Origin of the sequence: Sulfitobacter sp. SH24 (genome assembly GCF_965641895.1) — a bacterium.
Lineage (GTDB): Bacteria > Pseudomonadota > Alphaproteobacteria > Rhodobacterales > Rhodobacteraceae > Sulfitobacter > Sulfitobacter dubius.
In genome coordinates this window covers 2,389,726-2,416,254 of record NZ_OZ282575.1, presented here as the reverse complement: position 1 = coordinate 2,416,254, position 26,529 = coordinate 2,389,726, and the positions used below count along the sequence as shown (strand labels likewise).

25 protein-coding genes and 1 tRNA gene are annotated in these 26,529 nt (G+C 63.3%); 14 read left to right on the top strand and 12 right to left on the bottom strand.

Annotated features, from left to right (window positions below; all coding sequences use genetic code 11):
- Positions 1 to 2: 2 nt before the first annotated feature.
- The 7 genes from ccoO to ccoS all read left to right on the top strand — a co-directional run bounded on the left by ccoO (position 3) and on the right by ccoS (position 6,336).
- The gene (gene ccoO / locus ACSQ16_RS14475; protein ID WP_243262623.1) at positions 3 to 839 is read left to right on the top strand and encodes a cytochrome-c oxidase, cbb3-type subunit II; all 837 of its coding nucleotides are present in this window, start codon (positions 3 to 5) and stop codon (positions 837 to 839) included.
- Positions 840 to 849: 10 nt separating this feature from the next.
- Complete coding sequence (locus tag ACSQ16_RS14470) at positions 850 to 1,038, top strand: cbb3-type cytochrome c oxidase subunit 3 (RefSeq protein WP_243262624.1); 189 nt, start codon at positions 850 to 852, stop codon at positions 1,036 to 1,038.
- Positions 1,035 to 1,940 carry a cytochrome-c oxidase, cbb3-type subunit III gene (gene ccoP / locus ACSQ16_RS14465; protein ID WP_243262625.1) on the top strand — a complete coding sequence of 302 codons (906 nt, stop codon included), beginning with the start codon at positions 1,035 to 1,037 and terminating at the stop codon, positions 1,938 to 1,940. The genes ACSQ16_RS14470 and ccoP overlap by 4 nt, the downstream gene beginning before the upstream one ends.
- Before the next feature lie 83 nt (positions 1,941 to 2,023).
- Positions 2,024 to 3,565 carry a 4Fe-4S dicluster domain-containing protein gene (locus ACSQ16_RS14460; protein ID WP_243262626.1) on the top strand — a complete coding sequence of 514 codons (1,542 nt, stop codon included), beginning with the start codon at positions 2,024 to 2,026 and terminating at the stop codon, positions 3,563 to 3,565.
- Positions 3,566 to 3,569: 4 nt separating this feature from the next.
- On the top strand, positions 3,570 to 4,037 hold the full coding sequence (locus ACSQ16_RS14455; RefSeq protein WP_243262627.1) for a FixH family protein: 468 nt from the start codon (positions 3,570 to 3,572) through the stop codon (positions 4,035 to 4,037).
- A complete protein-coding gene (locus tag ACSQ16_RS14450; protein ID WP_243262628.1) occupies positions 4,034 to 6,154 on the top strand; it encodes a heavy metal translocating P-type ATPase in 2,121 nt (706 codons plus the stop codon). The genes ACSQ16_RS14455 and ACSQ16_RS14450 overlap by 4 nt, the downstream gene beginning before the upstream one ends.
- Positions 6,151 to 6,336 carry a cbb3-type cytochrome oxidase assembly protein CcoS gene (gene ccoS / locus ACSQ16_RS14445; protein ID WP_243262629.1) on the top strand — a complete coding sequence of 62 codons (186 nt, stop codon included), beginning with the start codon at positions 6,151 to 6,153 and terminating at the stop codon, positions 6,334 to 6,336. The genes ACSQ16_RS14450 and ccoS overlap by 4 nt, the downstream gene beginning before the upstream one ends.
- A 33-nt stretch (positions 6,337 to 6,369) precedes the next feature.
- Here the strand turns inward: ccoS and ACSQ16_RS14440 are convergent, their stop codons facing one another.
- Both ACSQ16_RS14440 and ACSQ16_RS14435 read right to left on the bottom strand, forming a co-directional pair.
- Positions 6,370 to 7,209, bottom strand: a complete 840-nt coding sequence (locus tag ACSQ16_RS14440; protein ID WP_243262630.1) for a universal stress protein — start codon at positions 7,207 to 7,209, stop codon at positions 6,370 to 6,372.
- Between the two features lie 31 nt (positions 7,210 to 7,240).
- The gene (locus tag ACSQ16_RS14435) at positions 7,241 to 7,912 is read right to left on the bottom strand and encodes a helix-turn-helix domain-containing protein (RefSeq protein ID WP_243262631.1); all 672 of its coding nucleotides are present in this window, start codon (positions 7,910 to 7,912) and stop codon (positions 7,241 to 7,243) included.
- Between the two features lie 164 nt (positions 7,913 to 8,076).
- Here ACSQ16_RS14435 and ACSQ16_RS14430 point away from each other — a divergent pair, with 164 nt between their 5' ends.
- Complete coding sequence (locus ACSQ16_RS14430; RefSeq protein WP_243262632.1) at positions 8,077 to 8,808, top strand: response regulator; 732 nt, start codon at positions 8,077 to 8,079, stop codon at positions 8,806 to 8,808.
- Here ACSQ16_RS14430 and ACSQ16_RS14425 read toward each other — a convergent pair.
- The 3 genes from ACSQ16_RS14425 to ACSQ16_RS14415 form a co-directional block, all read right to left on the bottom strand.
- Entirely contained in the window at positions 8,805 to 10,334 is a 1,530-nt protein-coding gene (locus ACSQ16_RS14425; RefSeq protein WP_243262633.1) for a PAS domain S-box protein, read from the bottom strand. The two genes, ACSQ16_RS14430 and ACSQ16_RS14425, sit on opposite strands and share 4 nt — an antisense overlap.
- Positions 10,335 to 10,422: 88 nt before the next feature.
- Entirely contained in the window at positions 10,423 to 10,836 is a 414-nt protein-coding gene (locus ACSQ16_RS14420; protein ID WP_243262634.1) for a c-type cytochrome, read from the bottom strand.
- Between the two features lie 373 nt (positions 10,837 to 11,209).
- Complete coding sequence (locus ACSQ16_RS14415; RefSeq protein WP_243262635.1) at positions 11,210 to 12,112, bottom strand: LysR family transcriptional regulator; 903 nt, start codon at positions 12,110 to 12,112, stop codon at positions 11,210 to 11,212.
- A gap of 107 nt (positions 12,113 to 12,219) precedes the next feature.
- On the opposite strand from ACSQ16_RS14415, the gene ACSQ16_RS14410 reads away from it, so the two are divergent.
- From ACSQ16_RS14410 to ACSQ16_RS14400, 3 genes are read left to right on the top strand one after another with little or no spacing between them, the layout of a single operon-like run.
- Positions 12,220 to 12,843 (top strand): glutathione S-transferase family protein, encoded by a 624-nt coding sequence (locus tag ACSQ16_RS14410; RefSeq protein WP_243262636.1) that lies wholly within the window; start codon positions 12,220 to 12,222, stop codon positions 12,841 to 12,843.
- Positions 12,844 to 12,855: 12 nt separating this feature from the next.
- Positions 12,856 to 13,332 (top strand): DUF1348 family protein, encoded by a 477-nt coding sequence (locus ACSQ16_RS14405; protein WP_243262637.1) that lies wholly within the window; start codon positions 12,856 to 12,858, stop codon positions 13,330 to 13,332.
- A 26-nt stretch (positions 13,333 to 13,358) separates the two neighbouring features.
- Positions 13,359 to 15,314 (top strand): pyridoxamine 5'-phosphate oxidase family protein, encoded by a 1,956-nt coding sequence (locus ACSQ16_RS14400; RefSeq protein WP_243262638.1) that lies wholly within the window; start codon positions 13,359 to 13,361, stop codon positions 15,312 to 15,314.
- A 569-nt stretch (positions 15,315 to 15,883) separates the two neighbouring features.
- Here the strand turns inward: ACSQ16_RS14400 and ACSQ16_RS14395 are convergent.
- The 5 genes from ACSQ16_RS14395 to ACSQ16_RS14375 all read right to left on the bottom strand — a co-directional run bounded on the left by ACSQ16_RS14395 (position 15,884) and on the right by ACSQ16_RS14375 (position 20,887).
- Positions 15,884 to 15,958, bottom strand: a tRNA-Glu gene (locus tag ACSQ16_RS14395).
- 117 nt (positions 15,959 to 16,075) lie between these two features.
- Positions 16,076 to 17,815, bottom strand: a complete 1,740-nt coding sequence (gene recJ, locus ACSQ16_RS14390; RefSeq protein ID WP_243262640.1) for a single-stranded-DNA-specific exonuclease RecJ — start codon at positions 17,813 to 17,815, stop codon at positions 16,076 to 16,078.
- A gap of 52 nt (positions 17,816 to 17,867) precedes the next feature.
- The gene (glpX, locus tag ACSQ16_RS14385; protein WP_243262641.1) at positions 17,868 to 18,830 is read right to left on the bottom strand and encodes a class II fructose-bisphosphatase; all 963 of its coding nucleotides are present in this window, start codon (positions 18,828 to 18,830) and stop codon (positions 17,868 to 17,870) included.
- A gap of 285 nt (positions 18,831 to 19,115) precedes the next feature.
- On the bottom strand, positions 19,116 to 20,402 hold the full coding sequence (locus tag ACSQ16_RS14380) for a homoserine dehydrogenase (RefSeq protein WP_243262642.1): 1,287 nt from the start codon (positions 20,400 to 20,402) through the stop codon (positions 19,116 to 19,118).
- Positions 20,403 to 20,518: 116 nt separating this feature from the next.
- Positions 20,519 to 20,887, bottom strand: coding sequence for a hypothetical protein (locus ACSQ16_RS14375; RefSeq protein ID WP_243262643.1), 369 nt, complete (start codon positions 20,885 to 20,887; stop codon positions 20,519 to 20,521).
- A gap of 75 nt (positions 20,888 to 20,962) precedes the next feature.
- On the opposite strand from ACSQ16_RS14375, the gene ACSQ16_RS14370 reads away from it, so the two are divergent.
- Entirely contained in the window at positions 20,963 to 21,547 is a 585-nt protein-coding gene (locus tag ACSQ16_RS14370) for a TetR/AcrR family transcriptional regulator (RefSeq protein ID WP_243262644.1), read from the top strand.
- A gap of 19 nt (positions 21,548 to 21,566) precedes the next feature.
- Here the strand turns inward: ACSQ16_RS14370 and ACSQ16_RS14365 are convergent, their stop codons facing one another.
- Together ACSQ16_RS14365 and ACSQ16_RS14360 are read right to left on the bottom strand one after the other, a co-directional pair.
- Positions 21,567 to 22,478: a pirin family protein gene (locus tag ACSQ16_RS14365; RefSeq protein WP_243262645.1), complete on the bottom strand. Its 912-nt coding sequence runs from the start codon at positions 22,476 to 22,478 to the stop codon at positions 21,567 to 21,569.
- A gap of 94 nt (positions 22,479 to 22,572) precedes the next feature.
- Positions 22,573 to 23,946 (bottom strand): L-serine ammonia-lyase, encoded by a 1,374-nt coding sequence (locus ACSQ16_RS14360; RefSeq protein WP_243262646.1) that lies wholly within the window; start codon positions 23,944 to 23,946, stop codon positions 22,573 to 22,575.
- A gap of 253 nt (positions 23,947 to 24,199) precedes the next feature.
- On the opposite strand from ACSQ16_RS14360, the gene rpiA reads away from it, so the two are divergent.
- Positions 24,200 to 24,988 carry a ribose-5-phosphate isomerase RpiA gene (rpiA, locus tag ACSQ16_RS14355; RefSeq protein ID WP_093926686.1) on the top strand — a complete coding sequence of 263 codons (789 nt, stop codon included), beginning with the start codon at positions 24,200 to 24,202 and terminating at the stop codon, positions 24,986 to 24,988.
- 117 nt (positions 24,989 to 25,105) lie between these two features.
- Positions 25,106 to 26,485 carry a glutathione-disulfide reductase gene (gene gorA / locus ACSQ16_RS14350; RefSeq protein WP_243262647.1) on the top strand — a complete coding sequence of 460 codons (1,380 nt, stop codon included), beginning with the start codon at positions 25,106 to 25,108 and terminating at the stop codon, positions 26,483 to 26,485.
- The last annotated feature ends 44 nt before the right edge of the window (positions 26,486 to 26,529 follow it).

The following is a 26,529-nucleotide window of genomic DNA, read 5'->3' as shown; positions in this document are numbered from 1 at the left end:
CAATGAGCAAGAACCCCCAAAGCCCCGACTACGACCCCGCCGACGATCCCAAAGTGGTTACCGCCGGGGAAGGTATGCAGCAGGGAAAGATCCCGAACGAACTGCCGCCCGAGACGCAGACCATCACCTTTCATCAGCGGTTCGAGCGCAACGCGACCTTGCTGCTGATGGCCTCGCTCGCCGTGGTCAGCATCGGCGGCATCGTCGAGATCGCGCCGCTGTTCTGGCTGGAGAACACCATCGAGGAGGTCGAGGGCATGCGTCCCTATTCGCCGCTCGAACTGGCCGGGCGCGAGGTGTACGTGCGCGAGGGCTGCTATGTCTGTCATAGTCAGATGATCCGCCCGATGCGCGACGAAACCGAGCGTTACGGCCACTACAGTCTTGCCGCCGAATCCATGTACGACCACCCGTTCCAATGGGGATCGAAACGCACCGGGCCGGACCTTGCGCGTGTCGGCGGGCGCTACTCGGACGAATGGCAAGTGGATCACCTGATCGACCCGCAGTCGGTGGTGCCCGAAAGCGTCATGCCAAAATACGCCTTCCTGATGGACGCGCGGCTCGATGGTGACGAGGTGGCCGATCTGGTCGAGACCCACCGTATGGTGGGCGTGCCCTACAGCGACGAGATGATCGCCAGCGCCAGTGCCGATTTCCGCGTTCAGGTCGATCCGTTCGGCGATTACGACGGGCTGCTCGAACGCTATCCCGGCGCGCAGGTCCGCGATTTCGACGGCCAGCCGGGGGTAAGCGAGATGGATGCGCTGATCGCCTATCTGCAGATGCTCGGGACGCTGGTCGATTTCTCGACCTTCGTGCCCGACGCCAGCCGCTGAGGAGCCGCTGATGGACACCTATTCCTTCCTGCGCGAATTGGCCGACAGCTGGGCGCTTTTGATCCTCACTCTGATCTTTTTGGGCGTGATCGGATGGGCCTTCCGGCCCGGCTCGCGCGCGCTGCACGATGATGCGGCGACCGTACCGTTCCGCGATGAACCCGCGCCCAAAGGCCCACAAGACGGAGCCCGCCAATGACCGACAACCGCAAGATCGACCCCACCACCGGGACCGAGACCACCGGCCACAGCTGGGACGGGATCGAGGAGCTCAACACGCCGCTGCCACGCTGGTGGCTCTGGACCTTCTACGCAACCGTCGTCTGGGGGGTGATCTACACGATCCTCTACCCGGCATGGCCGATGGTCTCGGGCGCGACGACGGGGCTTCTGGGCTATTCTACCCGCGGCGAGGTCGCCGCCGAGATCGCCCGCGTCGAACTGTCGAACGCGGATCTGACCGAGAGCCTCGTCACCGTCGATCTCGGCGTGTTGGCGGAGAACGAAGAGTTACACCGTTTCGCCGTACAGGCAGGCCGCTCGGTCTTCGCCGCACATTGCTCGCAATGCCACGGCGCGGGGGCGGGGGGCGTGAAAGCCTCGGGCTATCCCAACCTTCTGGACGACGACTGGCTTTGGGGAGGGACCATGGCCGAGATCACCTATACCGTGCGCCATGGCATCCGCAACGAGGAGGACCCCGAGGCGCGGTTCTCGGAAATGCCCCCCTTCGACTGGATGGCGCCCGAGGAGCTGGACGCCACCGTGCATTATGTGCGCAGCCTGTCGGACCTGACGCATGACGCAACCGCCGCGGGGCAGGGGGCACAGCTTTACGCCGACAATTGTAGTTCCTGCCACGGGGCCGCGGGGCTTGGCGACCGCGAGATAGGTGCGCCGAACCTTGCCGATGCGATCTGGCTGCGCGGCGACAGCTACGCGGACATTCTGGCGCAGCTTAAGGCGCCGCGCATGGGGGTCATGCCGCCGTGGCAGGCCCGTCTGGGCGAGGCCGAGGTGCGCGCCGTGAGTGCCTATGTTCATGGGCTCGGCGGCGGTGAAGCCGACGTGGGGGAGGCCGCGGCGACACCTGCCGATTAAGTGCCGCGCTTTGATGCAGATCAAAGTGGCCTATGCCCGACGGGTGTAGGCCACTGAGGCAGAACCCGGAGCCCGCAACCCCCATGTCCACACAAGCCCCGCCACTCTTCGCCCCGCGCGAGCCGATCTTTCCCCGCCGGGTCAACGGCTTCTTCCGCTCGCTGAAATGGGCGATCCTGATTTTTACGCTCGGCATCTACTACGTGACCCCGTGGATTCGCTGGGACCGGGGGCCAAACCTGCCCGATCAGGCTGTGCTGGTCGATCTGGCCAATCGGCGTTTCCATTGCTTTTGGATCGAAATCTGGCCGCATGAGTTCTATTTCGTCGCCGGGCTGTTGATTATGGCGGGTCTGGGGCTGTTCCTCTTCACATCCGCTCTTGGCCGGGTCTGGTGCGGCTATGCCTGCCCACAGACCGTCTGGTCGGACCTTTTCATGACCGTGGAGCGCTGGATCGAGGGCGACCGCAACGCGCGCATCCGCCTGCACAAGGCCCCAATAAGCCTGCGCAAGGCGCGACTGCGGGGGGCGAAATGGGCGGTCTGGCTCCTCATCGCCATGGCGACCGGCGGGGCCTGGGTCTTCTATTTCGCCGACGCCCCGACGCTGGCGCGCGATCTGGTCAGGCTCGAGGCGGCACCGGCGGCCTATGCCACCATCGCGGTACTAACGGCGACGACCTTCCTATTCGGCGGCTTCATGCGCGAGCAGGTCTGCATCTACATGTGCCCCTGGCCACGCATCCAGGGCGCGATGGTGGACCCGGGCACGCTGACCGTCGGCTACCGCCGCTGGCGAGGTGAGCCGCGCGGCAAGGGCGGGGTGAAACGTGCGCAGGCCGCGGCCGAGGCGGTGGGCAGCGGGGAGGCGGTAGCGCGCTATGGTGCCGCGCTCGACAAGGACAGCGCAGGTGCGCGGCAGTCCCGTAGCGGAGAGGCCCTCGGCGATTGCATCGACTGCAACGCCTGCGTCGCGGTCTGCCCCATGGGCATCGACATCCGCGAGGGCCAGCAGATGGAATGCATCACCTGCGCGCTCTGCATCGACGCTTGCGACGACGTGATGGACAAGATCGGCCGCCCGCGCGGTTTGATCGACTATCTCGCGCTCGACGACGAGCCGCCGACGCGCCCGGGCGAAAGTGCGGCAATGGCCGACCCCAACTGGCGGCCAAAACCGCTCTGGCAGCATGTCTTCCGGCCTCGAACCGTGTTCTACACGCTGGCTTGGGCCGCGATCGGCGTGGCGCTGGTGGTGGCGCTCTTCGTCCGGCCCGAGATCGACATGACAGTCGCCCCGGTGCGCAATCCGACCTTCGTAACCCTTTCTGACGGGTCGATCCGCAATGCTTATGACATCCGGCTGCGCAACAAGCACGGGGAAGCGCGCGACTTCCGCCTGTCGCTCGGCGCGGCGGCGGGAGTGAAACTGGCGCTTGAGGGTTACGTGGGAACCACCGTCGCGGTGCCCCCCGACAGCACGCAGCGCCAGCGGGTCTATGTCATCGCCCCGCCCGAGGCTCCGGCGGCCGCGCGCGCTCGCAGCGACCTGCGCTTCTGGGTCGAGGACGTCTCCTCGGGCGCGCGGGCGCATGGCGATACTATCTTCAACGGAAAGGAGTGAGGCTATGACGGCAAGGCAGGTCAATCGGCCACTGACGGGATGGCACGTGCTGGCGGGCTTCATCGGCGGTTTCTCGATCATCATCGCGGTGAATCTCGCGCTGGCGATCAATGCGGTACGGACCTTCCCCGGCAAGGAGACCGAGTCGAGCTACATCGCCTCGCAGCACTTTCAGGCCGACCGGGCGGCACAGGAAGCGCTTGGCTGGGCGGTAGAGACCGATCTGACAGCAAATGCCCTGCGGCTGGTGGTGACGGCGGAGGGGCGCAGCGTCCGGCCGGAAATTCTCTCGGCGACGCTGGGCCGCGCGACCACCGTGGCGGATGACATCACGCCGATCTTTACTTGGGACGGTGCGGCTTGGGTGGCGCCGGTCAAGGCGGGGCCGGGCAACTGGAACCTGCGGATAGAAATGCGCGCGGCCGACGGGACCCCGTTCCGCCGCCGCATCCCGCTGCGGGTGGCACCATGAGCGTTGCGGCCTGCCCGGGCTGCATCGCCGCAGCCCCCCTGACCGACATGCCGGCGCGCCCGGCACCAAAGGCCGGGGACGCGATCTACATCGCCCTGCCGCAAATCCACTGCGCCGCCTGTATCGCAGGGGTGGAGCGCGTCTTGGCCGATCTGCCGTCGGTCGCCGCGGCGCGGGTGAACCTCGGGGCCAAGCGGCTGCGCCTTCTGCCGACCGCGGGCCATGACGAGAGCGAAGCCCTGAGCGTGTTGAACGCCGCCGGGTTCGATGCGCATCTGCTGGACGCTTCCGCCCTAGGTCCCGCGGGAGACGAGGAGGGCCGCAAACTGCTGGCGCGCGCCGCTGTCGCCGGGTTCGCCATGATGAACGTCATGGCCGTCTCCGTCGCTGTCTGGTCCGGCGCGGGTGAGGTCACGCGGGAGATGTTCCATTGGGTCTCCGCATCCATCGCACTGCCGGCCCTGGCTTTTTCGGCCGTGCCCTTCTTCGCCTCTACCGTCACGGCGCTGCGGGCGGGGCGTATGAACATGGACGTGCCGATCGCGCTTGCGATCTTTTTGGCTGCCGCGACCTCGCTCTACGAGACCTTCGCCGACACCGGCGCGCATACCTGGTTCGACGCGGCGCTGTCGCTGTGTTTTTTCCTTCTGGTGGGGCGCTATCTTGAGCACCGCGCTCGGGCCACGGCGCGCTCGGCGGCGGCAGAGTTGACAGCGCTGGAACTGCCCCGCGCGACCCGGCTGACCGAGGCGGGGCGCGAGACGGTGGAGGTCTCCGCGCTGCTGCCCGGCGACCGCATCGCGCTGGCGGCTGGTGCGCGGGCCCCGGTCGACGGGATCGCCGAAAGCCCCGCCACGCTCGACCGCTCCGCGCTGACCGGAGAGGCCGCGCCGGTGCCGCTTTCGGTGGGCGGCGCCGTCTGCGCGGGCGAGGTGATCCTTGGCGCGCCGCTGACCTTGGCCGTGACACGCCGGGCCGAGGACAGCACTCTGCGCCGCCTTGCCGCCCTTGTGGAGGTGGCTGAGACCGGACGGCACCGCTACAGCGGCCTCGCCGACCGCGCCGCACGTCTCTATGCGCCAGTGGTGCATGGGTTGGCCGCGTTGGCCTTTGCCCTCTGGTGGGGGCTGACGGGCGATCTGCATCACGCCATCTCGGTGGCGACGGCGACGCTGATCATCACCTGCCCCTGCGCTTTGGCGCTGGCCATCCCGGCCGTGACGGCGGCGATGACCGGGCGGCTGTTCCGCGGCGGCGTACTGCTGAAATCCCCCACCGCGCTGGAGCGTCTTGCCGAGATCGACACGGTGGTCTTCGACAAGACCGGCACGCTGACCGAAGGCGTGGCGCGGCTGCCCGGTCTCGCGCCCGAGGCCGCCGCGGTCGCGCGGGCGCTGGCCGAGGCCTCGGATCACCCGGTTTCCCGCGCACTGGTGGCGGCGCTCGCGGAGTGCGCTCCGGCGCAATTGACCGATCTACGCGAATTGCCGGGCGAGGGGGTTGAGGCGCGTTGGAACGGCAGATCGGTGCGGTTGGGGCGCGGAGCGAAGGGCCCTGTGCTCGAATTGCCCGGCGAAGTGATCCCGTTGCCCCTAACCGAGCACCTTCGACCGGGCGCATTGGAGGTGATCGCCGATCTGGAAGCGACGGGTTTTGACGTCGTGATGCTGACCGGAGACACCCCGGCCCGGGCCGAGGTGCTGGCACGGCGGCTCGGGATCGCCAAGGTTCATGCCGGGGTGCGCGCCGGGGACAAGGCCGACTGCCTTGCAGGGATGACCCGCGAAGGCCGTCGCGTGCTGATGGTGGGTGACGGGTTGAACGACACCGGCGCACTGGCAAGGGCCCATGCCTCGCTCGCGCCCGCCAGCGCGCTCGACGCCGCAAGGGTGGCCTCCGACGGGGTGATGCTGGGCGTGGACCTGCGTGCGGTGGCGCAGACGCTGGCGCTTGCCCGCCGTGCGCGGCGGCGTATCCGGCAGAACCTCGCCGTTGCGGCGCTCTACAATGCCGTGGCAATCCCGGTCGCGGTGCTGGGCCATGCCACGCCGCTGATGGCGGCGGCGGTCATGTCGTCGTCTTCGATCCTTGTGGTGATGAACGCGGTGCGCCGATGAATATCCTGATCGTTCTCATTCCCGTGTCGGTCCTGCTGGGCGCGGCGGGGCTGGCCGCCTGCCTCTGGACCCTGCGCAACGGGCAGTACGAAGATCTCGAGGGGGATGCCGCGCGCATCCTTCTGGAAGAGCCCTTAGACCCTCGGGGGCCGGACAGCAAAACGCCCGCCGCGCCGGAGTGAACCGGCGGGCGGGCATGCGTTGCAGATTGGAGCTCAGCGCGAAAACAGCACCGGCACCTCCGAATGGCGCAGTAGGTCGCGGGTGGCCGCGCCGATCACCAGATCATAGGCCCGCGAATGGCCGAAGGCGCCGACGGCCACCATGTCGGCACCACGCTCCATGGCCTCGCGGCTGAGCGCCGCGGCGACTCCCGGCCGTTCCCAACTGCGCTCGACCAGCGTGGTCTCAATCCCGTGGCGGTCGAAGGCCGCGGCCAGATCGCCCGAGCTCGCCTTTAGCCCCGCGTCGTGGCTGTGGTCGTTCACGCGGAGGATATGCGCGCAATCGCCCGCCTGCAGCAAGACCAACGCGTCATGCGCCGCGCGGACCGCCTCGCGGGTGCCGTTCCAGCCCAACACGATGCTCTGCCCCAGATGGTCGCCCGAGAAATCCTGCGGCACCACCAACACCGGGCGGCCCGCATCGCGGATGACGCTTTCCAGCAGGCGGGCATGGGCGGCGGTGTCGGCATCGGGATCGGCGGCGGCCATCAGCACGATGTCCGCGCAATGCGCGCTTTCCACGATTCGCTCGGCGGCGGTCTCGGACTGGCTGTGCAGCAGGCGCCATTCGCGGGCAAATTCCTCTGCTTGATAGGCCGTCTCGAAGATCTCCTTGATGTCTTCCGATTGCGCGACCTGCGATCGGCCGTATTCGGTGAAGACGATGTCGGGCACATGCAAGGCGACGCCGGGATAGACAGCGAGCGATTCGACGGTGTGCAGCCCGATCACATGGGCGTCATGACGCCGCGCGATCAAGGCCGCGGCGGCCAGCACGCTTTTGGCAGAGCGCGCGTCCGTGAGGCAAGCGAGGATGGTCTTGATGGTCATGATCTCTCTCCTTTCATGCGGTGGCGCGGCGTCAGACACGCGCCTGTGCGGCCGAGAGCAGTGCGTCCTTATCCTTGATCAGCACCGTCTGCGCCCGGTCAAAAGCGATCACCCCGGCCTTGCGCAGCCGCGTGAGGGTGCGGCTGACGGTCTCGATCGTCAGGCCAAGGAAGTCGGCGATGTCGGCGCGGCTCATCGGCAGGGCGCAGCGCGTGAGCTCGTCGCGACACGTGCCGATGCGGTCCGAGAGGGTGACGAGGAAAGAGGCCACCTTCTCCATCGCCGACTTGCGGCCCAGCATCATCAGGTGGTCCTGCATCGCCGAAATCTCGCGCAGGGCGGCGTGCAGCAGCCGCTGGTGCGTGGCGTCGTCTCCTTTTAGCGTGTCCAGCGTATGGCGCCGGTGGGAGATGACCGCGCCGGCCTGGATCGCCTCGCAATCGCTGTGATGCACGGTGCCGTTCGGAAAGCCGATGATGTCGCCGGGCAGGCCGAAGGCGATCACCTGCCGCCGCCCGTCGTCCAGCACGCGGGAGAGACGAAAGACGCCCGAGGTGATCTCGTAGATGTTATTGGCGATGTCGCCTTCGCGGAAAAGATGGGCGCCCACCGAAAGCGTCCGGCGTTGTGCCGGGGCCGGGTTGGGTATCCCGACGGGGGCTGCAATGGCGGGGGTGAATGCGCTTGAAAGTGTCACGTACATGCGGGCGTCCTTGTTCTGTCGAAAGGCACTTTCCCAAGCCGAGGTCGCGGCGATACGCTTGGCCGTGTAACGGATTGTATCGGTTTGTCGCCGGGCGCTGCATTGGATAGGATGAGGGGCCCTGCTTGAACGCGCGAGACGGGGCCGCAACAGGGGGCTTAGCCGTGACCACGAAGAGAATTCTCGTCGTCGATGACGACGCCAAAATCCGCAACCTCCTGCGGCGCTGCTTTGAGAGCGACGGCTACGAGGTGGCCGAGGCCGAGGGCAGTGAAAGCGTACGCGCGGCCTTTGCCGAGGGTGATTTCGATCTGGTTACGCTCGACCTCAACCTCGGGGCCGAGGACGGGCTCGACATCGCCCGCGAATTGCAGCGCGAGCATGACGTGCCGATCTTCATGGTCACCGGCAAGGACGATGTAATTGACCGGGTGGTGGGGCTGGAGCTTGGCGCCGATGATTACCTGACCAAGCCGTTCCACGTCCGCGAGGTGCTGGCGCGGGTGCGCTCGGTGCTGCGTCGCACGGCCAAGCGCCTGCCGCCCGCCGCGGCGTCAGAAGAGGTCGCCGAGCTGTGGCAGTGCCTCGACGGACTGCGGATCAATTTCGACGCCATGCAGCTTCTGGATCGCGAGGGCCGCGACTGCGCGCTCACCACGTCGGATTTCAAACTGCTGGCGGCTTTCGTGGGCAACCCGCAGCGCCAGCTGTCCCGCGACCGGCTGATGGATCTGGTGAACGGCAGCGATTGGACCCCGCTGGACCGCACAATCGACAATCAGGTCGCCCGCCTGCGCAAGAAGCTTGAACGCGACCCGGCCCGCCCGCAGTTGATAAAGACGGTGCGCGGGTTGGGCTATATGCTGACCGAAAAGCCTGTCGATCTGGCCGGTTAGCTGGACAGGAGCGCGCCGAGCGCCTCTGCCAGATCGGCCTGCCGGTAGGGCTTGCGCAGCATCGGGAACTGCTCGGCCATGGCCTTGCTTCCGAGGATGTCTTCTGAAAACCCCGAGGTGATGAGAACCTTGATCCCCGGCATCTCTTCCGCTACGCGCAGGGCAAGCGCATGGCCCGAGAGTTCCCCCGGCATCATCAGGTCGGTGAAGACCACGTCGATGTCCCGGCGCGCCTGCAGGGTCTCCCAAGCCGCATCGCCACTGGTCGCCGTGACGCAGACGAAACCAAGCGCCTCGAGCCGGGTCTCCGACAGGCGCAGCACGCGCGGATCGTCCTCGACCAGCAGGACCCGCCGCCCGGCACCGATCCCGGCATGACCCTCCGCGCGGTCATCTGCCTCGTCCCCCTCGGGCGCGGCATTGGGCAGAGCGGGGAAATAGAGGCTGATCGTCGTGCCCTTGCCGAGCTCGCTGTAGATCGAAATATGCCCGCCGGACTGTCGGATGAAGCCATAGACCATCGACAGGCCTAGACCGGTGCCTTGCCCCACCGGCTTGGTCGAGAAAAAGGGCTCCATCGCGCGGGTGCGGGTCTCTGTCGTCATGCCCTCTCCGGTATCGGCGATGGAAAGCCGTATGTAATTGCCCATGTCGATGCCGATTTCCTGCACGACGTAGCTGTCGTCGAGCGCCATGTTCTGCGTCTCGAGGGTGAGCCTGCCGCCCGCAGGCATGGCGTCCTGCGCATTGAGCGCGATGTTGAGCACCGCGGTCTGCAACTGGGTCGCGTCGATCATGGTCTGCCACAGGTCCGGGGCGAAGGCCGTCTCGATCTCGATATGCGCGCCGATGGTGCGTCGCAGCATCGCGACTGCCTTTGAGACCTCGGCGTTGAGATCGGTCACCTCGGCGTTAAGCGTGCTTTTGCGGGCAAAGACCAAAAGCCGCGAGGTCAGGTCGGCGCCCACCTCGGCGGCCTCAAGCGCGTCCGAGATCAGCGCGCCGCTTTTCGTAGAGGTTTCCGCAATCTCGAGCAGTTCGAGGTTGCCAATGACGACCGTCAGCAGGTTGTTGAAATCATGCGCGATACCCCCGGTCATCTGGCCAATGGCATCCATCCGCTGCGAGCGGGCCGTCGCCTCCTCGGCGGCCTTGCGGCGCGAGAGGTCGTGCATGATCCCGACAAAGGCGACCTCGCCCTCGATATCGGCGCGGCCCACCGAGAGGTGCAGCGGGAACACGCTGCCATCGGCGCGCAGACCCTCGACGTCGCGGCCTATGCCGATGATCCGTTTCTCCCCGGTGTCGAGGTGGTGGTGCAGAAAACCATCGTGCCGGGCCGCCATGTCGGCGGGCATCAGCATGCGGACATTGCGCCCAACGAAGGCCTCGACCGGGTGCCCGAATAGGCCGGCTGCCGCCTTGTTGACCCGCAGGATCCGCCCCTCGTGGTCGGCGATGACCATAGCATCAACCGCGGCATCCAAAAGCGCGAGCAGGACGGGGCTTGTGTCGTTGATCTTCATGCGGGTTTCCGTCGGTCAGGGGCGTCAGGGCAGCAAACCCGCTGGCGTGGGGTCTTGCAAGCAGTCTGTCGTTTAGCAACGCTGGCTGTTAACGTTGTATCGTCTCCAAGTAATCGAGAAGGTTCTCGAAGTCTGTCTCCAGAACTTCGCCATCCGCGCCGCCATGAGGGTACACATTTCGCAACCCCTGCGCGGAGAAATCCGGCATCGGGGAGGCGGGATCGTCCTTTTCCAGTTGGCCCATGACAAACCGGCTGACGAACTCGCGTGGGAAATAGCCGTCGTTGCGACGTTTCAGCAGGGTGAGGTCGGGGGCCACCACGTAGGTAGGGCTCGCAGCCGCGTTGCCCGGCTCCATGCCGCCGCCATGGCATGCGGCACATTCGTTGGCGTAGATCCTCTGCCCTTCCCGCACCGCTCGAGGGTCGCGGTCAGGCGGCTCGGAACAGGCGGTAAGAAAAGCGCAGATCGTTCCGACGAAGAAAATTGAGCGTGTGTGCATGGCAGATCGTTCCTCTCGTTATGAGTGAACCTTGGCGGCGTTGTTAATTATGGGGCAGGGGGAGGCAAAGAAGGGTCTGATCCACCCTTCTTCATCGGTGTTGTCGAGTGGTGGTGCTGAATAGGTATTAGAAACATTACATCTCGAGAATGCGTGATTTCTGGGGAAGCTCCTTGATCTGAATCAATCGTCGTCCGGCTGTGCCTTCTTCGAAGGAGAAAAGGAACTTTCCGGATGTCACTGCCGAAACCTCCGAAATAAGAGCTTTCTGCGCGCAGTGCTGACCTTGAACACTTGCGATGCTGCGCGGCCTTGCCGATGTCGGGTTACTGGCGCTTTGCCATAGCTCTAAGCTAATTGCTAAAGGTCCGCTTCAGCGCCTGTCATCAGGACATAGTTCCGGATCGCTTGCCAAATGGTCAATCAGTGCGCGTACTCGGGTTGTTAAACGCCTGTTTTGAGGGAACAGCGCGGCGACGACATATGGCGCAATCCGGTTCTCCGCAAAAAGCTCGACCAGCTCTCCGGTCTTCAGGCAATCGGCGACAGTATATGCCGGACACCGGGCGATGGCTGCGCCTTGTCTTGCAAGACGTGCGGACGCTGCGGGCGCGTCCATTCGGAAGCGCCCATTTACTTGGACGGTTTCTTCCCGGCCACCGATATCAAACCTCCACATTGTGGGCTCGGCCATATTGCTATCCAAGATACACTCATGCGTTGTCAGTGACCGTGGGTGGCTTGGACGTCCTGCGCGTTCCAAATACGCCGGAGAGGCACAGACAACCAAAGCCATGGGGCCCAGTTGTCGGATTTTCAGAGAGCTGTCCCGCATCGGGCCAATCCGGATAGCAAGGTCGAGGCCTTCCTCTACAATCGATGCCCGCCGGTCCGAGAACCTCAGATCCAGTTCTACATGTGGGTGTGCCTCGGAAAACTTTGTGAGCGAGGGGACCAGCCGCGTTACCCCAAAGCCCGTTGGTGCCGAGATGTGGATCACACCACGCAGCGAGACTTGTTCGTTCCGAACCCGCTCTTCCAGCTCGTCGAAACCGTCCAAAAGAGGTTCGCACAGCGTGAGGTATGTCGCCCCTGCGTCCGTCAACGAGACGCTACGCGTTGTGCGATTGAGCAACTGCACCCCAAGCGCGTTTTCCAGATCAGCCACGTATTTGCTTACAAGGCGCGCGGAACGCCCCATGCGTTTCGCGGCAGTGGTGAACGATGCGTTCTTTGCGACCAAGGCAAAGGCCCGCATACGGTCGATTTTGTCCATCAGATTGCGCCTTTTGAGGGCTTATAATAGGTCGAATTTAGGTGATTATCGCCAAAAGATGCAAGGTGTATTGCTGGGCCAACATCCAAATCCAAACGGAGAATCATATGCCCAATGCTGTTCGCATTCACCACTTCGCCAAGTCCGGCCATGCGCATCGCGCCTTGGTTTTTGCCAAGCTTGCCGGGATTCCGCATGAAATCGTTCCAGTCGATCTGGCCGCGGGCGCGCAAAAGTCGCCCAAGTTTCTGGCCATGAACCCCAATGGCCAGGTTCCAGTCCTTGAGGATGGAGATGTGGTCGTGTCCGACTCGAACGCGATCCTTGTCTATCTTGCTCGGGCTTACGCGCAGGACTGGTTTCCGAGCGACGCGATCGGAGAGGCCGATGTCCAGCGCTGGCTTACCTTGGCGGCTGGAGAAATCGCCTTTGGTTCCTGCGCTGCGCGGTTGATCACTGTCTTCGGTGCTCAGTTGGACCCGGATTTTGCCGCCGCTGTAGCTGCAAGAGCGTTGCAAAAGCTGGAGTACCGCCTCACGGACCATGATTGGCTTGTCGGTGATGGACCCACGATCGCAGATGTTGCCTGCTATTCGTACACCGCGCATGCGCCAGAAGGGAACATCTCGCTCGATTCTTACCCTCACGTTCGCGCTTGGCTGGCCAGGTTCGAAGCACTGCCAGGCTTCGAGGCAATGCCGTCGACAGCCGTTGGCTTGGTTGGAAACTGAAAGGATAGATTTATGGCACCAGAAGCCCCGCGGCATCCTTCGCCACCCTTCACAAAAGAAAGTGCTATTCAGAAGGTGCGCTTGGCGGAGGACGGCTGGAATGGCCGAAACCCGTCGCAAGTCGCGCTGGCCTACACGCCGGACAGCAAATGGCGCAATCGGGCTGACTTTCCCGAAGGACGCGATCAGATTGAAGCGTTCCTATCCCGGAAATGGGCTAAGGAGCTCGACTACCGCCTGATCAAAGAGCTTTGGGCCTATGATGGGAACCGTATCGCGGTGCGCTATGCCTACGAGTATCGCGACGACAGCGGGAATTGGTTTCGTGCTTATGGCAACGAGAATTGGGAGTTCGACACGAATGGCTACATGGAGCGCCGTTTCGCCAGTATCAATGAACACCCAATCAAGCCGGCGGACCGCAAGTTCCACTGGCCGCTCGGGCGGCGTCCGGACAATCATCCCAGTCTGAGCGATCTGGGACTCTGACTGGCAGAAAGTGGAACGATCGAGCGATGGGACAGATGCATAAATCGCACTGGGGAGAGTTGGCTTTGCAAGCGCGGCGTCACACGCCGCAGGAGCTGAGCGATGCAATCCCGCATTACATCTACAGCGAAATGCCACAGCAACACGCGGGGTTCTTTGCGGGATTGTCCTATTTGCCGTTGGGGACGCTTGATCGGCAGGGACGCCCTTGGGTGAGCCTTCTGGTCACGCAGTCCGCCAGCGATCCATCGCTTGGCATTCATATTGCGGGCGAGAACGCGATACAGGTCGTGGCGCAAACCAATCCCTTTGACCCCTTTGTGCGCGCAATCAGTCAAAATCACTCTACAAACGGCGATGCCCGGCTATTTGCTGGGGTCGGGGTCGATTTCAGTAACCGTCGGCGCAACAAGATTTCAGGTTCAATCGAGGATGCTGCGGTCGAGGGCGGGGGAAAGATCAAACTGAACCTGACCTCAGATCAGCATCTTGGGAACTGTCCGAAATACATCACTGTCCGTGCTTTGGAATACGCAAAGCGGAGTGCGAAAAATGCTCTTGATCGCTTTGACGTGCAGTGTTCGACACTGCCGGAAGCGGCAAAGTCCGTAGTCGCGCGCGCCAGTACGGTGTTTATGGCGACGAAACACACGAGCGATAGCAGCGCTCAGAGCGACATGGGCGTCAATCATCGCGGTGGCGCTCCGGGTTTTGTCCGGTTGTACGAGGCGGGCGATGGCGGCACGTATCTGGTTTTGCCTGATCATTCGGGCAATCGTTTTTACCAATCGCTCGGGAATATCGAAACCGACCCACAGGTCGGATTGGTCTTTCCGGATTTTGATACCGGTGAAGTTCTCTATATCACGGGAGAGGCCGAAAATTTACTTGGGGCTGACGCGGATGCGTTGATGCCGCGCACAGACTTGCTGACGCGCATCAAGGTAACAGGGGCAGTCTTTGTGCGGGGCGGACTAAACCTAAAGCTTACATCTCAAGAAGAGCTGTCGCCCTATAATCCGCCGGTCAAACTCTTACGCACGGAGTTGGAGCAGAGCGGGCATGCGATCGAAACGCATATCAATACAGAGGCGCTTACGGCTACGCTTGTCTCGACAAAAACCCTGTCTCTCACGATCACGACCTTCGATTTCGAGCTTTCCCAAGCGGTTCAGATGCCATTGCCCGGCGGGTTTGGTGTTTTTGACTTCTCTGGCCTTTTGCACGCGGGCTACAGCCACATGAACGAGGCGAACCCGCAGCTAGTGAATGAAGACTTCGTACGCACTTGGACTGTGTCCAACGCGCCGGATTTAGGCGCAGATCGAACCGGCTTTGATCGGACCAACCGGGTCAGTGTTACCGTCAAACGCAAACCGGGAGGCCTGATGTCGAACGTTTTGCACGACAGCGCGGATCAATTGCTAGCGCAGGCTCTTCCTATTCAGTTCAAAGGAATGGGCGCTGGTTTTACCTGTTTTTCGGCCGATGCTGGAGAGGGGCACCCAAAGATCCCTGAAAAGATGCTGTGGGTCGCAGGGGGTGTGGGCATCACACCGTTTATGGCGATGTGGGATGGGATCCAAAAGCTAGCGATGGCGCATCCACAGAAACGACCTATCGACATCGTGCTTTTGTTTTCTGGACGGGACGATGACATCGCTGTTCTTCATCACTTTGTGCTGCAGAAATGCTCTGAATTGGACCCGTTGAGACTGCAAATCGTTGCGTTTCAAAGCGCGGGTGAAAACCAGTTGGCTGGTGAGTCTGCTTGGAATGAACTTCGTGAGGCATTCGCTGGTCAGTCGCTAGAGAGAAAGGCGCGACGCATGCAGCCCGAAGACGTTAAGGCGGTCGCGCATCTTGGAATGCGGAATGTGTATATGTGCGGCCCGGACGCCATGATGAACAGTGTCGAAGCGGTCCTAGACGATCTGAGCATTGAAGAAACACGGCGTCACCGCGAAACATTTGTTTTTTGAAAGATGGCGAGTTTGGGTTGCAGGTTTGGGTTGCAGGTCTGTTCAGAAGGCACCACAAATGCCTCTTGGTCAGGAATGTTCAGCGACCGTAAAGGGGGGGGCGGTAAAAAGCGGAAGAGCAAGGATCGGAAGCTTTATGCCCAATGACCGGCTCACATAGCAGTTCTGATCCGATCCTGCGCGGGATCATTAGTGCATTGACCGCAGCCGAGGGCCTCACAGCCGCATTTGGCAATGCAGAGCAGGTGGGGGTGTTGAACGAAGAAGGGTTCGAGCATGTCAATAATCTGCACCGGGGCCGCCACGATCGCAGCACGGCATCCGGAAAGCTCGCGCAGAAGAGATCGTTGAACAAGGCGGTTCAGTTTACGAGGTGATGGCGGTCCTATCGCACAGCGACGTAAGAACTGCTGAAATTTACATGAAGAAATTCCGCCGTGAGGGCCTGGTAAAGCAGGCTGCTGACCGCCGTGCGCAGCGTGGATGAGCCTCAAGTGTCCCACGAGTCTAACACCGTGGGACATTTCCGAACAGGAAATGCAGCGAGTTTAATGTCTTATCAGGAGAAGTGGCAGCCCGTAGGGGAATCGAACCCCTCTTTCCAGGTTGAAAACCTGGCGTCCTAACCGATAGACGAACGGGCCACTCTTTTGTCAGGTCAGTGCAGCGTTTCGTGTGTGCTGCTCTGTCTGTGAGCGGACGTTTAAGTAATCCTGTGGAGGGCTGCAAGCAGAAAAATGAACTTTTTCTAGAAAAAGTTTTCAGGCCCGCGCGGCGTCCTCCAAACGCAGTTGAACGCTGCGCCGACCGCGGAAATTATTGATGTCGAGACGCCCTGCGAGGTGGAAGCGCGCGCCGCCGTGGTTTTCAAGCGCGGGGCCGAGGGGGCTGTCGTAGGCACCAAAGGAAATGGCCTCTAGGTTCGCGCCCAGACCGTCGCCGAAACTTACTTTGAGGTGGTTCTCACCCACGCGTTTGGCAAAGCGGATTTGCATATCGGCGAAGGCATAGCGCGGGGCAGGGGCGCCCGCGCCGAAGGGGCCGGCCTGATCGACCATTTCGGCCAGTTCCACCGTGGCCGCGCCGGGCATCATCATGCCGCAGAGGTTCAGGTCAGCAGGTCCGGCCAGATGCGCGCCCTGTTTGGTGAGCAATTCGCCAAGCCGTTCCATCGCCGCGTCGATCTTGTCTTCTGCCACCGTCAGGCCCGCTGCCATCTTGTGACCGCCGCCCTTGATCAGCAGCCCTTCGGCAGCAAGGCGCTGGATCGGCGCGCCGAGGTCGATACCACTGATCGAGCGGCCAGAGCCTTTGCCTATGCCGTCTTCTACGCCGATGACGATGGAGGGGCGGTTGGCGGCTTCCTTCAGGCGTGAGGCGACGATGCCCACCACGCCGGGGTGCCAGCCGGGGCCAGCGGCCCATGCCAGCGGCCCGTCAAAGCCGCGTTCTTCGGCCTGTGCCATGGCGCTGGCGCGCACGGCGGCCTCGACCTCGCGGCGGTCGGTGTTGAGCTGGTCGAGGCGTTCGGCGAGGGCCGCGGCCTCATGCGGGTCAGCGGTGGCCAAAAGCCGTGCGCCAAGGTCGGCCTGCCCGATGCGCCCGCCCGCGTTAATGCGGGGGCCAAGCAGAAAACCGAGGTGATAGGCCGTGGGGGCCGTGTCCATCCGCGCCACATCGGCGAGGGCGGCCAGACCGGGGCGTGCGCGGCGGGCCATGACTTTCAGGCCCTGACGCACAAAGGCGCGGTTGACGCCGATCAGCGGGGCCACATCGGCCACGGTGGCCAGCCCCACGAGGTCCAGCATCCCCATGAGATCCGGCCCCTTCTGGCCCGCCTCACGCAGCTGGCGGCCTGCTTCGACGAGCATCAGGAACACCACTGCAGCGGCGCAGAGATGCGCTAGCGTGCCGTCTTCGTCCTGTCTGTTGGGGTTCACCACAGCCAGCGCATCCGGCAGCGTCTCTCCGCCCAAGTGGTGATCGAGCACGATGACATCCGCGCCCTTGGCCGCGGCGATGGGGCCGTGAGAGAGCGTGCCGCAGTCGACGCAGACGATCAGGTCATGCTCGGCGGCGAGGGCCGACATGGCCTCGTCATTGGGGCCATAGCCTTCGTCGATACGGTCAGGGATATAGAGCGTCGCACGGTGGCCCATGTCGCGCAGCCAGACTAGCAACAGCGCAGCGGAAGAGCCGCCGTCAACGTCATAGTCCGCGAAAATTGCGATGCGCTCACGGTTTTGCAGGGCCGATAGAAACCGCGTCGCCGCTGCCTCCATATCGCGCAAGCTGCGTGGGTCGGGCAGCAGGTCGCGCAGGGCGGGGGCCAGAAAGCCCGCCGCCTCGGTGTCGACCACGCCGCGCCGGGCCAGCACTTGGCACACCGGGTCGGGCAGGCCCGCGCGCTGCACCAGCAGTTCCGCCGCGCGGGTCAGTTCCACGTCAGGGCCGATCCAGCGCCGCCCGGTCAAAGATGTTTCGACACCGAGAAAGCTCATGCGGACCTCATTTGGCCGTTATGGAAGGGGGTGGGGAGGGCCAGTCTGGCCCTCACTCCGCCGGGGTGCGGTAGTTGATGCGACGGACCGAACCGGTGCGCGAGCGCATGATCAGCGTCTCGGTGGTCAGCCAGCCCGGCTCGCGTTTCACGCCCGGCAGGATGTTGCCGCCGGTGACGCCTGTCGCGGCAAAGATCACGTCTTGGGTGACCATCTCGTCGCGCGAATAGATGCGGTCAAATTCGGTGATCCCGGCCTTGGCGGCGCGGCCCTTTTCGTCTTCGTTGCGGAACAACAGGCGGCCATACATCTGCCCGCCCATGCATTTCAGCGCCGCAGCGGCCAGCACGCCTTCGGGCGCGCCACCTTGACCCATATACATGTCGATGCCGGTCTCGGGGTCGGCGCAATGCATCACACCAGCCACGTCACCGTCGGTGATCAGACGGATGGCCGCGCCGGTGGCGCGCACCTCGGCGATCATGTCGGCGTGGCGGGGGCGTTCGAGGATGCAGACGGTGATGTCGGACGCCGCGCAGCCCTTGGCGCGGGCCAGTGCTTCGACCCGCTCACCCGGGGTCATGTCGAGGGTGACGACATCGGTCTCAAAGCCCGGACCGATGGCGAGTTTGTCCATATAGGTGTCGGGCGCGTGCAACATGGAGCCGCGCGGCCCCATGGCGATCACAGTCAGCGCGTTGGGCATGTCCTTGGCGGTCAGCGTGGTGCCTTCCAGCGGGTCGAGCGCGATGTCCACGCCGGGGCCATTGCCGGTGCCGACCTCTTCGCCGATGTAAAGCATCGGGGCTTCGTCACGCTCGCCTTCGCCGATGACCACGACGCCCGCGATATCGAGCATGTTGAGCTGTTCGCGCATGGCGTTCACGGCAGCTTGGTCGGCGGCCTTCTCGTCGCCCTTGCCGATCAGCTTGGCCGAGGCCAGCGCGGCGGCTTCGGAAACACGGGCGAGGCCCAGTGAGAGCATGCGGTCTTGGAATTCGGCAGAAGCGGTCATGGAGTGTCCTTGGGTGCAATGTGTTTTCTGTCCTGTACCCCCGCGCGGGCCTCGGGGCAAGTTTTGGGTTGGGCGCTGGTAGCACTTGGCCGGGAATCAAGCCGCAGGCGCCGGGCCGTCACGCTAAAGGCGTGCCGTATTATAGGGGCGCACCTCAGGAGTGACCGGGTAGGCGATTTGGTGATGCTAGGCGCACACTCGCGAAACGCACATCACGGGCACACTATAAAGTGGCACGAAGCACCGTCTCATCACCGACCCGCGGGCAGGCGATGGCCCACAGCCTCAGACCTCTTCGATGCGCAGGGCCACCGGTTCGCCCGCCAACACGCGCGTTTTGTCCATATTCGCTAGTGCTTCGAGCAGCGCATCCCGGCTGGTTTTATGCGTCACAATCAGCACGGGGGCAGAGGTATCGGCGTGCTCATACTGCCGCATCCGGTAGATGCTGACACCCGCTTCGCCCAGCACTGTCGCGATCTTCGCCAGTGCACCGGGTTTGTCGACGAGCGCCATGCGCAGATAATAGGGGGCAGGGCGCTGGCTGCTGGCGGGGGTGGTTTGCTCTAACGTCTCGGCAGGCTGGCCAAAGACCGGCCCGCGCAACCCGCGTGCGATGTCGCAGACATCAGCCATCACCGCGCTCGCCGTCGGACCTTCGCCCGCGCCGGCACCGCGCAGCACGATCTGACCCACCGCGTCACCTTCGATCACCACCATATTGGTGCCGCCGTCCAGCTGACCCAAGGGCGAGGTCTGCGGCACGAGGCAGGGCATCATCCGCTGCTCCAGCCCGCGGCCGGTTTTCTGGGTCACGCCCAGCAGTTTGATCTTATAGCCCATGTCGGCGGCGGCGCGGATGTCTTCGATGGCGACCCGCTCGATCCCCTCAAGCTGGATGCCGTCAAAGTCGATCTTGGTGCCGAAGGCGATGGAGGACAGGATCGCCAGCTTATGCGCCGCGTCGATGCCGCCCACATCTAACTGCGGATCGGCTTCGAGATAGCCCAGCCCATCGGCCTCGGCAAAGATCTCTTGATAGGTTTTCCCGGAGTCTTCCATCCGCGTGAGGATGTAATTGCACGAGCCGTTCATCACCCCCATGATCCGGGTGATCTCATTGCCAGCAAGCCCTTCCATCAGCGTCTTGATGACCGGGATGCCGCCCGCCACAGCGGCCTCATAGCGCAGCGCCACGCCTGCGCCTTCGGCCTGTTCGGCCAGCGCTTGGCCGTGCATCGCCAGCATCGCCTTGTTCGCGGTGACCACATGTTTGCCCGCCGCCAGTGCGGCTTCGGTCGCGGCCTTGGCGGGGCCATCCGCGCCGCCCATCAGTTCGACGAAAACATCGACATCATCGCGGGTTGCCAGTTTGACGGGATCGTCTTCCCAGTCATAAGACGCAAGCGACAGGCCGCGATCCTTGTTGCGGGTGCGGGCCGAGACCGCAGAAACCGTCATCGCGCAGCCGGTGCGGGCCTCTAACAGCGCGGCCTGCTGGCGCAGAATGCGCAGCACACCCACGCCCACAGTTCCCAATCCGGCAATCCCGAGGCGAAGCGGCTTAGACATGGCGGTGGTCCTTCTGGTCTGATCCGAGAGGCCCGACAGGCTGGGCCGGGCTTTGCCGCGATGTAGCGGGTTCAGCGCCCGCGTGCAACGCGCATACGCTTTTGTAGGCTGGGGATTTATTCGACGTCTTCACCGGATTCGGCGGCCTGACGCGTGCGCTTTAACTCGGCCGCCCGTGCGCGCAGCCGTGCCACCCGCGCGGCGGTCGCGGCATCGGCGCTGTTGCTGCCGATCCGCCCGGCGCGGGCGTCCAGTTGGGCGGCACGTCCGCTCAGCTCTGCCTCGGTTCGAACAGGATCGATCCGGCCAGCGGTGGCCTGCGCCAAAAGCGGGTCGATCGGTACGATATCGGGAAAGGACGCGGCCTCAAGCTCAGGGGTGATCGTGCGATCAAGCGCGGGAAACTGCGTGCAGCCCGCAACCAGCGAGACGCCCAGAAACAGGGCGGTGATCGAGAGGGGGCGGAGCGTAAACATGAGGGTCATGCCTCGTTCTGCCCCAGCGGTGATCTTCGCGCAAGCGGGGTTTGCTTTTGAACGCTTGTTCATTAAATTGCCGCTATGGCAAGAACCACAGGCTCACACTCCGATATCACTGGCCCGCGCGTCCGCGCGGCTGCGCTGCGGCTTTTTGCGCGGGGCGGCTATGCTGCCGTGTCGATGCGCGCGATTGCTGCTGAGGTCGGTGTGCAGGCGGGGGCGCTCTATAACTACACGCCCGATAAACAAAGCCTGCTGTTCGATCTGATGCAGGCGCATATGACCGACCTGCTGGCCGAAACGCCCCAAGATCCCAGCCGCTCCGCCTTGCAGCAGCTGCAGGATTTTGTGGCCTTCCACATCCGTTTTCACGCGGATCGGCCTGATGAGGTTTTCATCGCCTATATGGAGTTGCGCAATCTGACGGAGGAGAATTTTGCCGTGATCGAGCGCCTGCGCCGTGACTATGAGGACCGGTTGGAGACGATCCTGCGCGCCGGGGTGGCCAGCGGCGATTTCTCCGTCGCCGATACCAAGATCGTGACGCTGGCGATCATCGCAATGCTGACGGGGGTGAATACATGGTACCGCCCGGGCGGACGGCTGTCGCTGGACGAGGTCGTAGCACAATATTGGGACATGGTGCGCAAGGCCGTGACCGCCTGAGCGGCCACGGCCCTTTCGTTCAATGTGCAGGGCGGATGAAGGTCCCGTTGTTCAGATCGCGCATCGCCTGCTGCAATTCGGCGCGGGTGTTCATCACGATCGGCCCGTGCCACGCCACCGGCTCTTCAATCGGCGCGCCTGAGATCAGAAGGAAACGCACACCTTCCGGCCCGGCCTGAACCGTGACCTCATCGCCGGTGCCGAAACGGATCAGCGTCCGGTCGCCCGACATATCGCGGATGTTGACCTCTTCGCCGCCGACTTCTTTTTCCAGCAGCACACCCGAGGGGGCGGAGGCATCCGCGAACGCACCCGCGCCTTGGAAGACATAGGCGAAGGCCCGGCGGTAGGTGTCGATCCGAAAAGTCTTCTTCACGCCTGCGGGCACGAACACATCCAGATATTGCGGATCGGCGGCGATGCCATCGACGGGGCCACGTTTGCCCCAGAACTCGCCCGTGATGATCTTCACCCGTGTGCCGTCGTCATCGGTCACCACCGGAATATCGGCGGATTTCATATCCTGATAGCGCGGCGCGGTCATCTTTTGGGCCGAGGGGAGGTTCCCCCAAAGCTGGAAACCATGCATCTGTCCCTTGTCGTTCCCGCGCGGCATTTCTTGGTGCAGAATGCCCGAACCGGCGGTCATCCACTGCACATCGCCTGCGTTCAGATCGCCGGTGTTACCCAGCGAATCCGCATGTTCCACGGTCCCTTCAAGCACATAGGTGATCGTCTCGATCCCGCGGTGCGGGTGCCAAGGGAAGCCCTTTTCAAAGTCTTGGGGGCGGTCGTTGCGGAAGTCGTCGAACAGCAGGAAGGGGTCCAGCTCTGACGGGTCGTGGAAGCCGAAAGCGCGGTGCAGTTTGACGCCTGCGCCCTCCATCGTGGGCGTGGCGCGGCGGGTTTCCAATGTGGGTCTAAGGGACATGATGCTCTCCTTTGCGGTTGCTTAGAAGATAGGGGGCGGCGGTGCCCTCAACAATTGGCCCCGGCGAACGGAGGCTGTGCAAATTTGCGCAGCTTCAGCAATTTGGCACGTTCACCGCCAGCCCGCCGAGCGAGGTTTCCTTGTACTTTTCGCTCATATCCGCACCGGTTTGGCGCATGGTCTCAATACAGGCGTCCAGCGGCACCAGATGCGTGCCGTCGCCGCGCAGCGCCAGAGAGGCCGCCGACACCGCCTTGATCGCGCCCAGCCCGTTGCGCTCGATACAAGGCACCTGCACCAGCCCTTTGACCGGGTCGCAGGTCATGCCGAGGTGATGCTCCAAGGCGATCTCGGCGGCGTTTTCAATCTGCTCCGGCGTGCCGCCCATCACAGCGCAGAGCCCGGCGGCGGACATGGCGGCGGCGCTGCCCACCTCGGCCTGACAGCCTGCTTCGGCGCCTGAGATCGAGGCGTTGTATTTCACCAGCCCGCCAATCGCGGCGGCGGTGAGTAGGAAGTCTTCGATATGCGCCTCAGACGCGCCGGGCACGTGGTCGAGGTAATAGCGTAAGGTGGCGGGCATCACGCCTGCCGCGCCGTTCGTGGGCGCAGTGACGACCTGACCGCCAGCCGCATTCTCCTCGTTCACCGCCATGGCATAGACGCTCATCCAGTCGTTGATCGTATGCGGCGCGGATTGGTTCTGCCCACGCTCGGCGATCAGCGCGTCGTAGATGCCCTTGGCGCGGCGTTTCACCTGAAGACCACCGGGCAGGGTGCCATCGGTCGTCAGCCCGCGGTCGATACAATCGCGCATCACCTGCCAGAGCCGTTTGCTGCCTTCGCGCAGGTACTCGGCCCCGCCACGCGCCTCTTCGTTGGCGCGTTTCATACCTGCGATGGTCTTGCCGGATTTCGCTGACATCTCAAGCATTTCCGCGGCGGACTTGAACGGGAAGGGCACCGGCGCGCCCTCATCCGTGTCCTTGCCCGCGGCCAGTTCCTTTTCGGTCATCACGAAGCCGCCGCCGATGGAGTAATAGGTCTCGCGCAAGGCAACGTCGCCTTGGGCATCGGTGGCCATCAGCATCATGCCGTTGGCATGGCCTGTAAGCTTGGTGTCGTAGTCGAAGATCATGTCGCGCTCAGGATCGAAGCGCAGTTCGGGCAGGCCGTCGACGCTGATACGCCGGGTCTGTTTGATCTCTTCCAACACCTTCTCGGCGGCTTCGGCGTCATAGTCCTCGGGCGAGAACCCGGCGAGGCCGAGGATCGTGGCGCGGTCGGTGGCATGGCCCACCCCGGTAAAGGCGAGACTGCCATGCAACGAGGCGCGCAGCCCGGCGAATTGGAAGGGCGATGCGCGCATCTGGTCCAGGAAACGCCCCGCCGCCACCATCGGCCCCATGGTATGCGAAGACGAAGGGCCGATGCCCACTTTGAACATGTCGAATACGGAAAGAAACATCAGGTGGCGGACCCTTTTATGGTTGCGGGTGTCGGGGCGCGGTGAGACGGGTATCGCCCAGACCTTTGGCGCAATGCAAGCGGTGTGGGCCGAGCCAACCATTTCCTGCCGCCGCTTGGCACGCTGAAAGCGACAGGGCGCGCGCTCTGGCCGTCCTGTGGCATTGCCGTGCGTCCAAAAACCGCTGACTTGCCCCTCGCACCCTATGCCAATTCGCCCTATAACGCGGCAAACGCCTCTAGGGAGCTGCCCGATGTCCGGAGAACTATCACCTATCGACAAGGCCAAATTTGTGGCTGCGAAACGGGCGTGCGATTTTGTGGAAGATGGAATGCGTGTCGGGCTTGGCACAGGATCGACCGCCGCGTGGCTGGTGCGCTGTCTGGGCGAGATGGTGCGCGACGATGGGCTGCGTATCAAAGGCGTGCCGACCTCCTCGCGCACGGCGCAACTGGCGCGGGATGTGGGGATCGAGGTGATCTCGCTCGACGAGGCGAAATGGCTCGACCTGACGATTGACGGGGCGGATGAATTCGACGGCGACCTGAACCTCATTAAAGGCGGTGGTGGTGCGCTGTTGCAAGAAAAGATCGTCGCCACGGCAAGCGACCAGATGGTGGTGATCGCCGATGTCGGCAAAGAGGTGCAGCATCTCGGTGGCTTCCCCCTGCCCATCGAAGTGATTCCTTTTGGCTGGCAAACCACGCAGGCGCTGGTCGAAGAAACGCTGATCTCGATGGATGTGCTTGGCCGCAACTCGACCCTGCGGATGAACGGCGAGGTGCCTTTCATCACCGACGAGGGGAACTATATCCTAGACCTGCGGCTGGGGCGCATCGGCAACGCGCGGCAATTGGCGCTGGTGCTGAACCAGATGCCCGGCGTGGTGGAAAACGGCCTGTTCATCGATATCTGTGACGCGGTTGTGATCGGCTACGGGGATGGCAGGGTTGAGGTGCGCGACATAAATGAAGGCACTGTGGCGACCGATCGGCTGGAATTTGTCGAGACCGACAACCTGTTTTCCGACCTGAGCGATTAGCGCCCACAAAGCGAGACACGCGCGATCCCGCGCAGCACCAGAATATGCGCGATCCCGCGCAACACCAAAATATGCGCGATCCCGCGCAATACCAAAAACGACTAAGAGAGGCGCCAAATGGCCAAGAATGAATTCGACTACGACCTGTTTGTCATCGGTGGCGGCTCGGGCGGTGTGCGCGCGGCGCGCGTCGCGGCGGGCGAGCATGACGCCAAGGTCGGACTGGCCGAGGAAGACCGCTATGGCGGGACCTGTGTGATCCGGGGCTGCGTGCCTAAGAAGCTGATGGTCTTCGCCTCGGGCTATGCCGATGTGGTGGATGAGGCGAAATGCTTTGGCTGGGATCTCAAGGCTGGGCCGTTTGATTGGCATGACTTCAAAGGCCGCCTGAACACAGAGTTGGACCGTCTCGAAGGCGTCTATCGCAAGCTCTTGAAGAACTCTGGCGTTGACACCTTCGACGCCCGTGCGCGGATCAAAGACGCCCATACCGTCGCCTTGTCCGACGGCACCGAGAAGACCGCTAAACATATCCTCATCGCCAGCGGCGGTCGCCCCGTGCGCCCCGAGATCGAGAATGCGGAACTGGGGCTGGTCTCTGACGACCTGTTCCATCTGGAAAAACTGCCCAAGTCGATCCTGATCATCGGCGGCGGTTATATCGCCTGTGAATTCGCCTGTATCCTCAACGGCTTGGGCGTCGAAGTGACGCAGTACTACCGCGGTGCGCAGATCCTGCGCGGCTTTGACGACGAAGCCCGCGGCATGGTGGCCGAGATGATGCAGGAAAAGGGGATCGACCTGCATCTTGGCACCAACATTCTGGAGATGACGCCCAGCCACGAAGACGGCAGCGGCCCAATGAAGGTCAAGCCGACCAACGGCACCGAAAAGATGTTCGATCAAGTGCTCTTTGCCACGGGCCGTCGCCCGAACAGCGACGACATGGGGCTGGAAGAACTGGGCGTGAAACTGGGCCGCAGCGGTGAGATCGAAGTGGACGAATACAGCCAGACGGCTGTGCCTTCGATCTATGCTATCGGCGACGTGACCAACCGGATTAACCTGACACCTGTGGCGATCCGCGAAGGGATGGCCTTTGTCGAAACGGTCTTTGGCGGTAAGCCGACGCCGGTCGATCATGATCTGGTGCCCTCGGCAATCTTCACCCAGCCTGAAATGGGCACCGTGGGGCTGAGCGAAGAAGCCGCGCGGGAGGCAGGGCCGATCGAGGTCTATGCGACTTCCTTCAAACCGATGCAGGGGGCCTTTGCGGGCAAGGCGGACCGGGTGCTGATGAAACTGATCGTTTGCGCTGAAACACGGGTTGTGTTGGGTTGTCATATCGTCGCACCCAATGCGGGTGAATTGATCCAAATGGTCGGCATCGCAGTCAAGATGGGTGCCACGAAAGAGCAGTTCGACGCCACCTGCGCGGTGCACCCGACCATGTCGGAAGAACTGGTTACCATGCGTAATCCAACCCGCACGGCTTGAATATCACGCGAAAGCGTACAATTTTTAGAACGATAGGCCGCATG

Coding starts and splice junctions, on each gene's coding strand:
- ACSQ16_RS14360 (WP_243262646.1), bottom strand. CDS start 23,946: ATGTTTCTTTCCGTATTCGACATGTTCAAAGTGGGCATCGGCCCTTCG.
- ACSQ16_RS14425 (WP_243262633.1), bottom strand. CDS start 10,334: ATGAAGATCAACGACACAAGCCCCGTCCTGCTCGCGCTTTTGGATGCC.
- ACSQ16_RS14470 (WP_243262624.1), top strand. CDS start 850: ATGGACACCTATTCCTTCCTGCGCGAATTGGCCGACAGCTGGGCGCTT.
- ACSQ16_RS14450 (WP_243262628.1), top strand. CDS start 4,034: ATGAGCGTTGCGGCCTGCCCGGGCTGCATCGCCGCAGCCCCCCTGACC.
- ccoP (WP_243262625.1), top strand. CDS start 1,035: ATGACCGACAACCGCAAGATCGACCCCACCACCGGGACCGAGACCACC.
- ACSQ16_RS14370 (WP_243262644.1), top strand. CDS start 20,963: ATGGCAAGAACCACAGGCTCACACTCCGATATCACTGGCCCGCGCGTC.
- ccoS (WP_243262629.1), top strand. CDS start 6,151: ATGAATATCCTGATCGTTCTCATTCCCGTGTCGGTCCTGCTGGGCGCG.
- rpiA (WP_093926686.1), top strand. CDS start 24,200: ATGTCCGGAGAACTATCACCTATCGACAAGGCCAAATTTGTGGCTGCG.
- ACSQ16_RS14380 (WP_243262642.1), bottom strand. CDS start 20,402: ATGTCTAAGCCGCTTCGCCTCGGGATTGCCGGATTGGGAACTGTGGGC.
- ACSQ16_RS14440 (WP_243262630.1), bottom strand. CDS start 7,209: ATGACCATCAAGACCATCCTCGCTTGCCTCACGGACGCGCGCTCTGCC.
- ACSQ16_RS14460 (WP_243262626.1), top strand. CDS start 2,024: ATGTCCACACAAGCCCCGCCACTCTTCGCCCCGCGCGAGCCGATCTTT.
- ACSQ16_RS14400 (WP_243262638.1), top strand. CDS start 13,359: ATGGGACAGATGCATAAATCGCACTGGGGAGAGTTGGCTTTGCAAGCG.
- ACSQ16_RS14365 (WP_243262645.1), bottom strand. CDS start 22,478: ATGTCCCTTAGACCCACATTGGAAACCCGCCGCGCCACGCCCACGATG.
- gorA (WP_243262647.1), top strand. CDS start 25,106: ATGGCCAAGAATGAATTCGACTACGACCTGTTTGTCATCGGTGGCGGC.
- ACSQ16_RS14435 (WP_243262631.1), bottom strand. CDS start 7,912: ATGTACGTGACACTTTCAAGCGCATTCACCCCCGCCATTGCAGCCCCC.
- ACSQ16_RS14410 (WP_243262636.1), top strand. CDS start 12,220: ATGCCCAATGCTGTTCGCATTCACCACTTCGCCAAGTCCGGCCATGCG.
- recJ (WP_243262640.1), bottom strand. CDS start 17,815: ATGAGCTTTCTCGGTGTCGAAACATCTTTGACCGGGCGGCGCTGGATC.
- ACSQ16_RS14455 (WP_243262627.1), top strand. CDS start 3,570: ATGACGGCAAGGCAGGTCAATCGGCCACTGACGGGATGGCACGTGCTG.
- ACSQ16_RS14405 (WP_243262637.1), top strand. CDS start 12,856: ATGGCACCAGAAGCCCCGCGGCATCCTTCGCCACCCTTCACAAAAGAA.
- ACSQ16_RS14415 (WP_243262635.1), bottom strand. CDS start 12,112: ATGGACAAAATCGACCGTATGCGGGCCTTTGCCTTGGTCGCAAAGAAC.
- glpX (WP_243262641.1), bottom strand. CDS start 18,830: ATGACCGCTTCTGCCGAATTCCAAGACCGCATGCTCTCACTGGGCCTC.
- ACSQ16_RS14420 (WP_243262634.1), bottom strand. CDS start 10,836: ATGCACACACGCTCAATTTTCTTCGTCGGAACGATCTGCGCTTTTCTT.
- ACSQ16_RS14375 (WP_243262643.1), bottom strand. CDS start 20,887: ATGACCCTCATGTTTACGCTCCGCCCCCTCTCGATCACCGCCCTGTTT.
- ccoO (WP_243262623.1), top strand. CDS start 3: ATGAGCAAGAACCCCCAAAGCCCCGACTACGACCCCGCCGACGATCCC.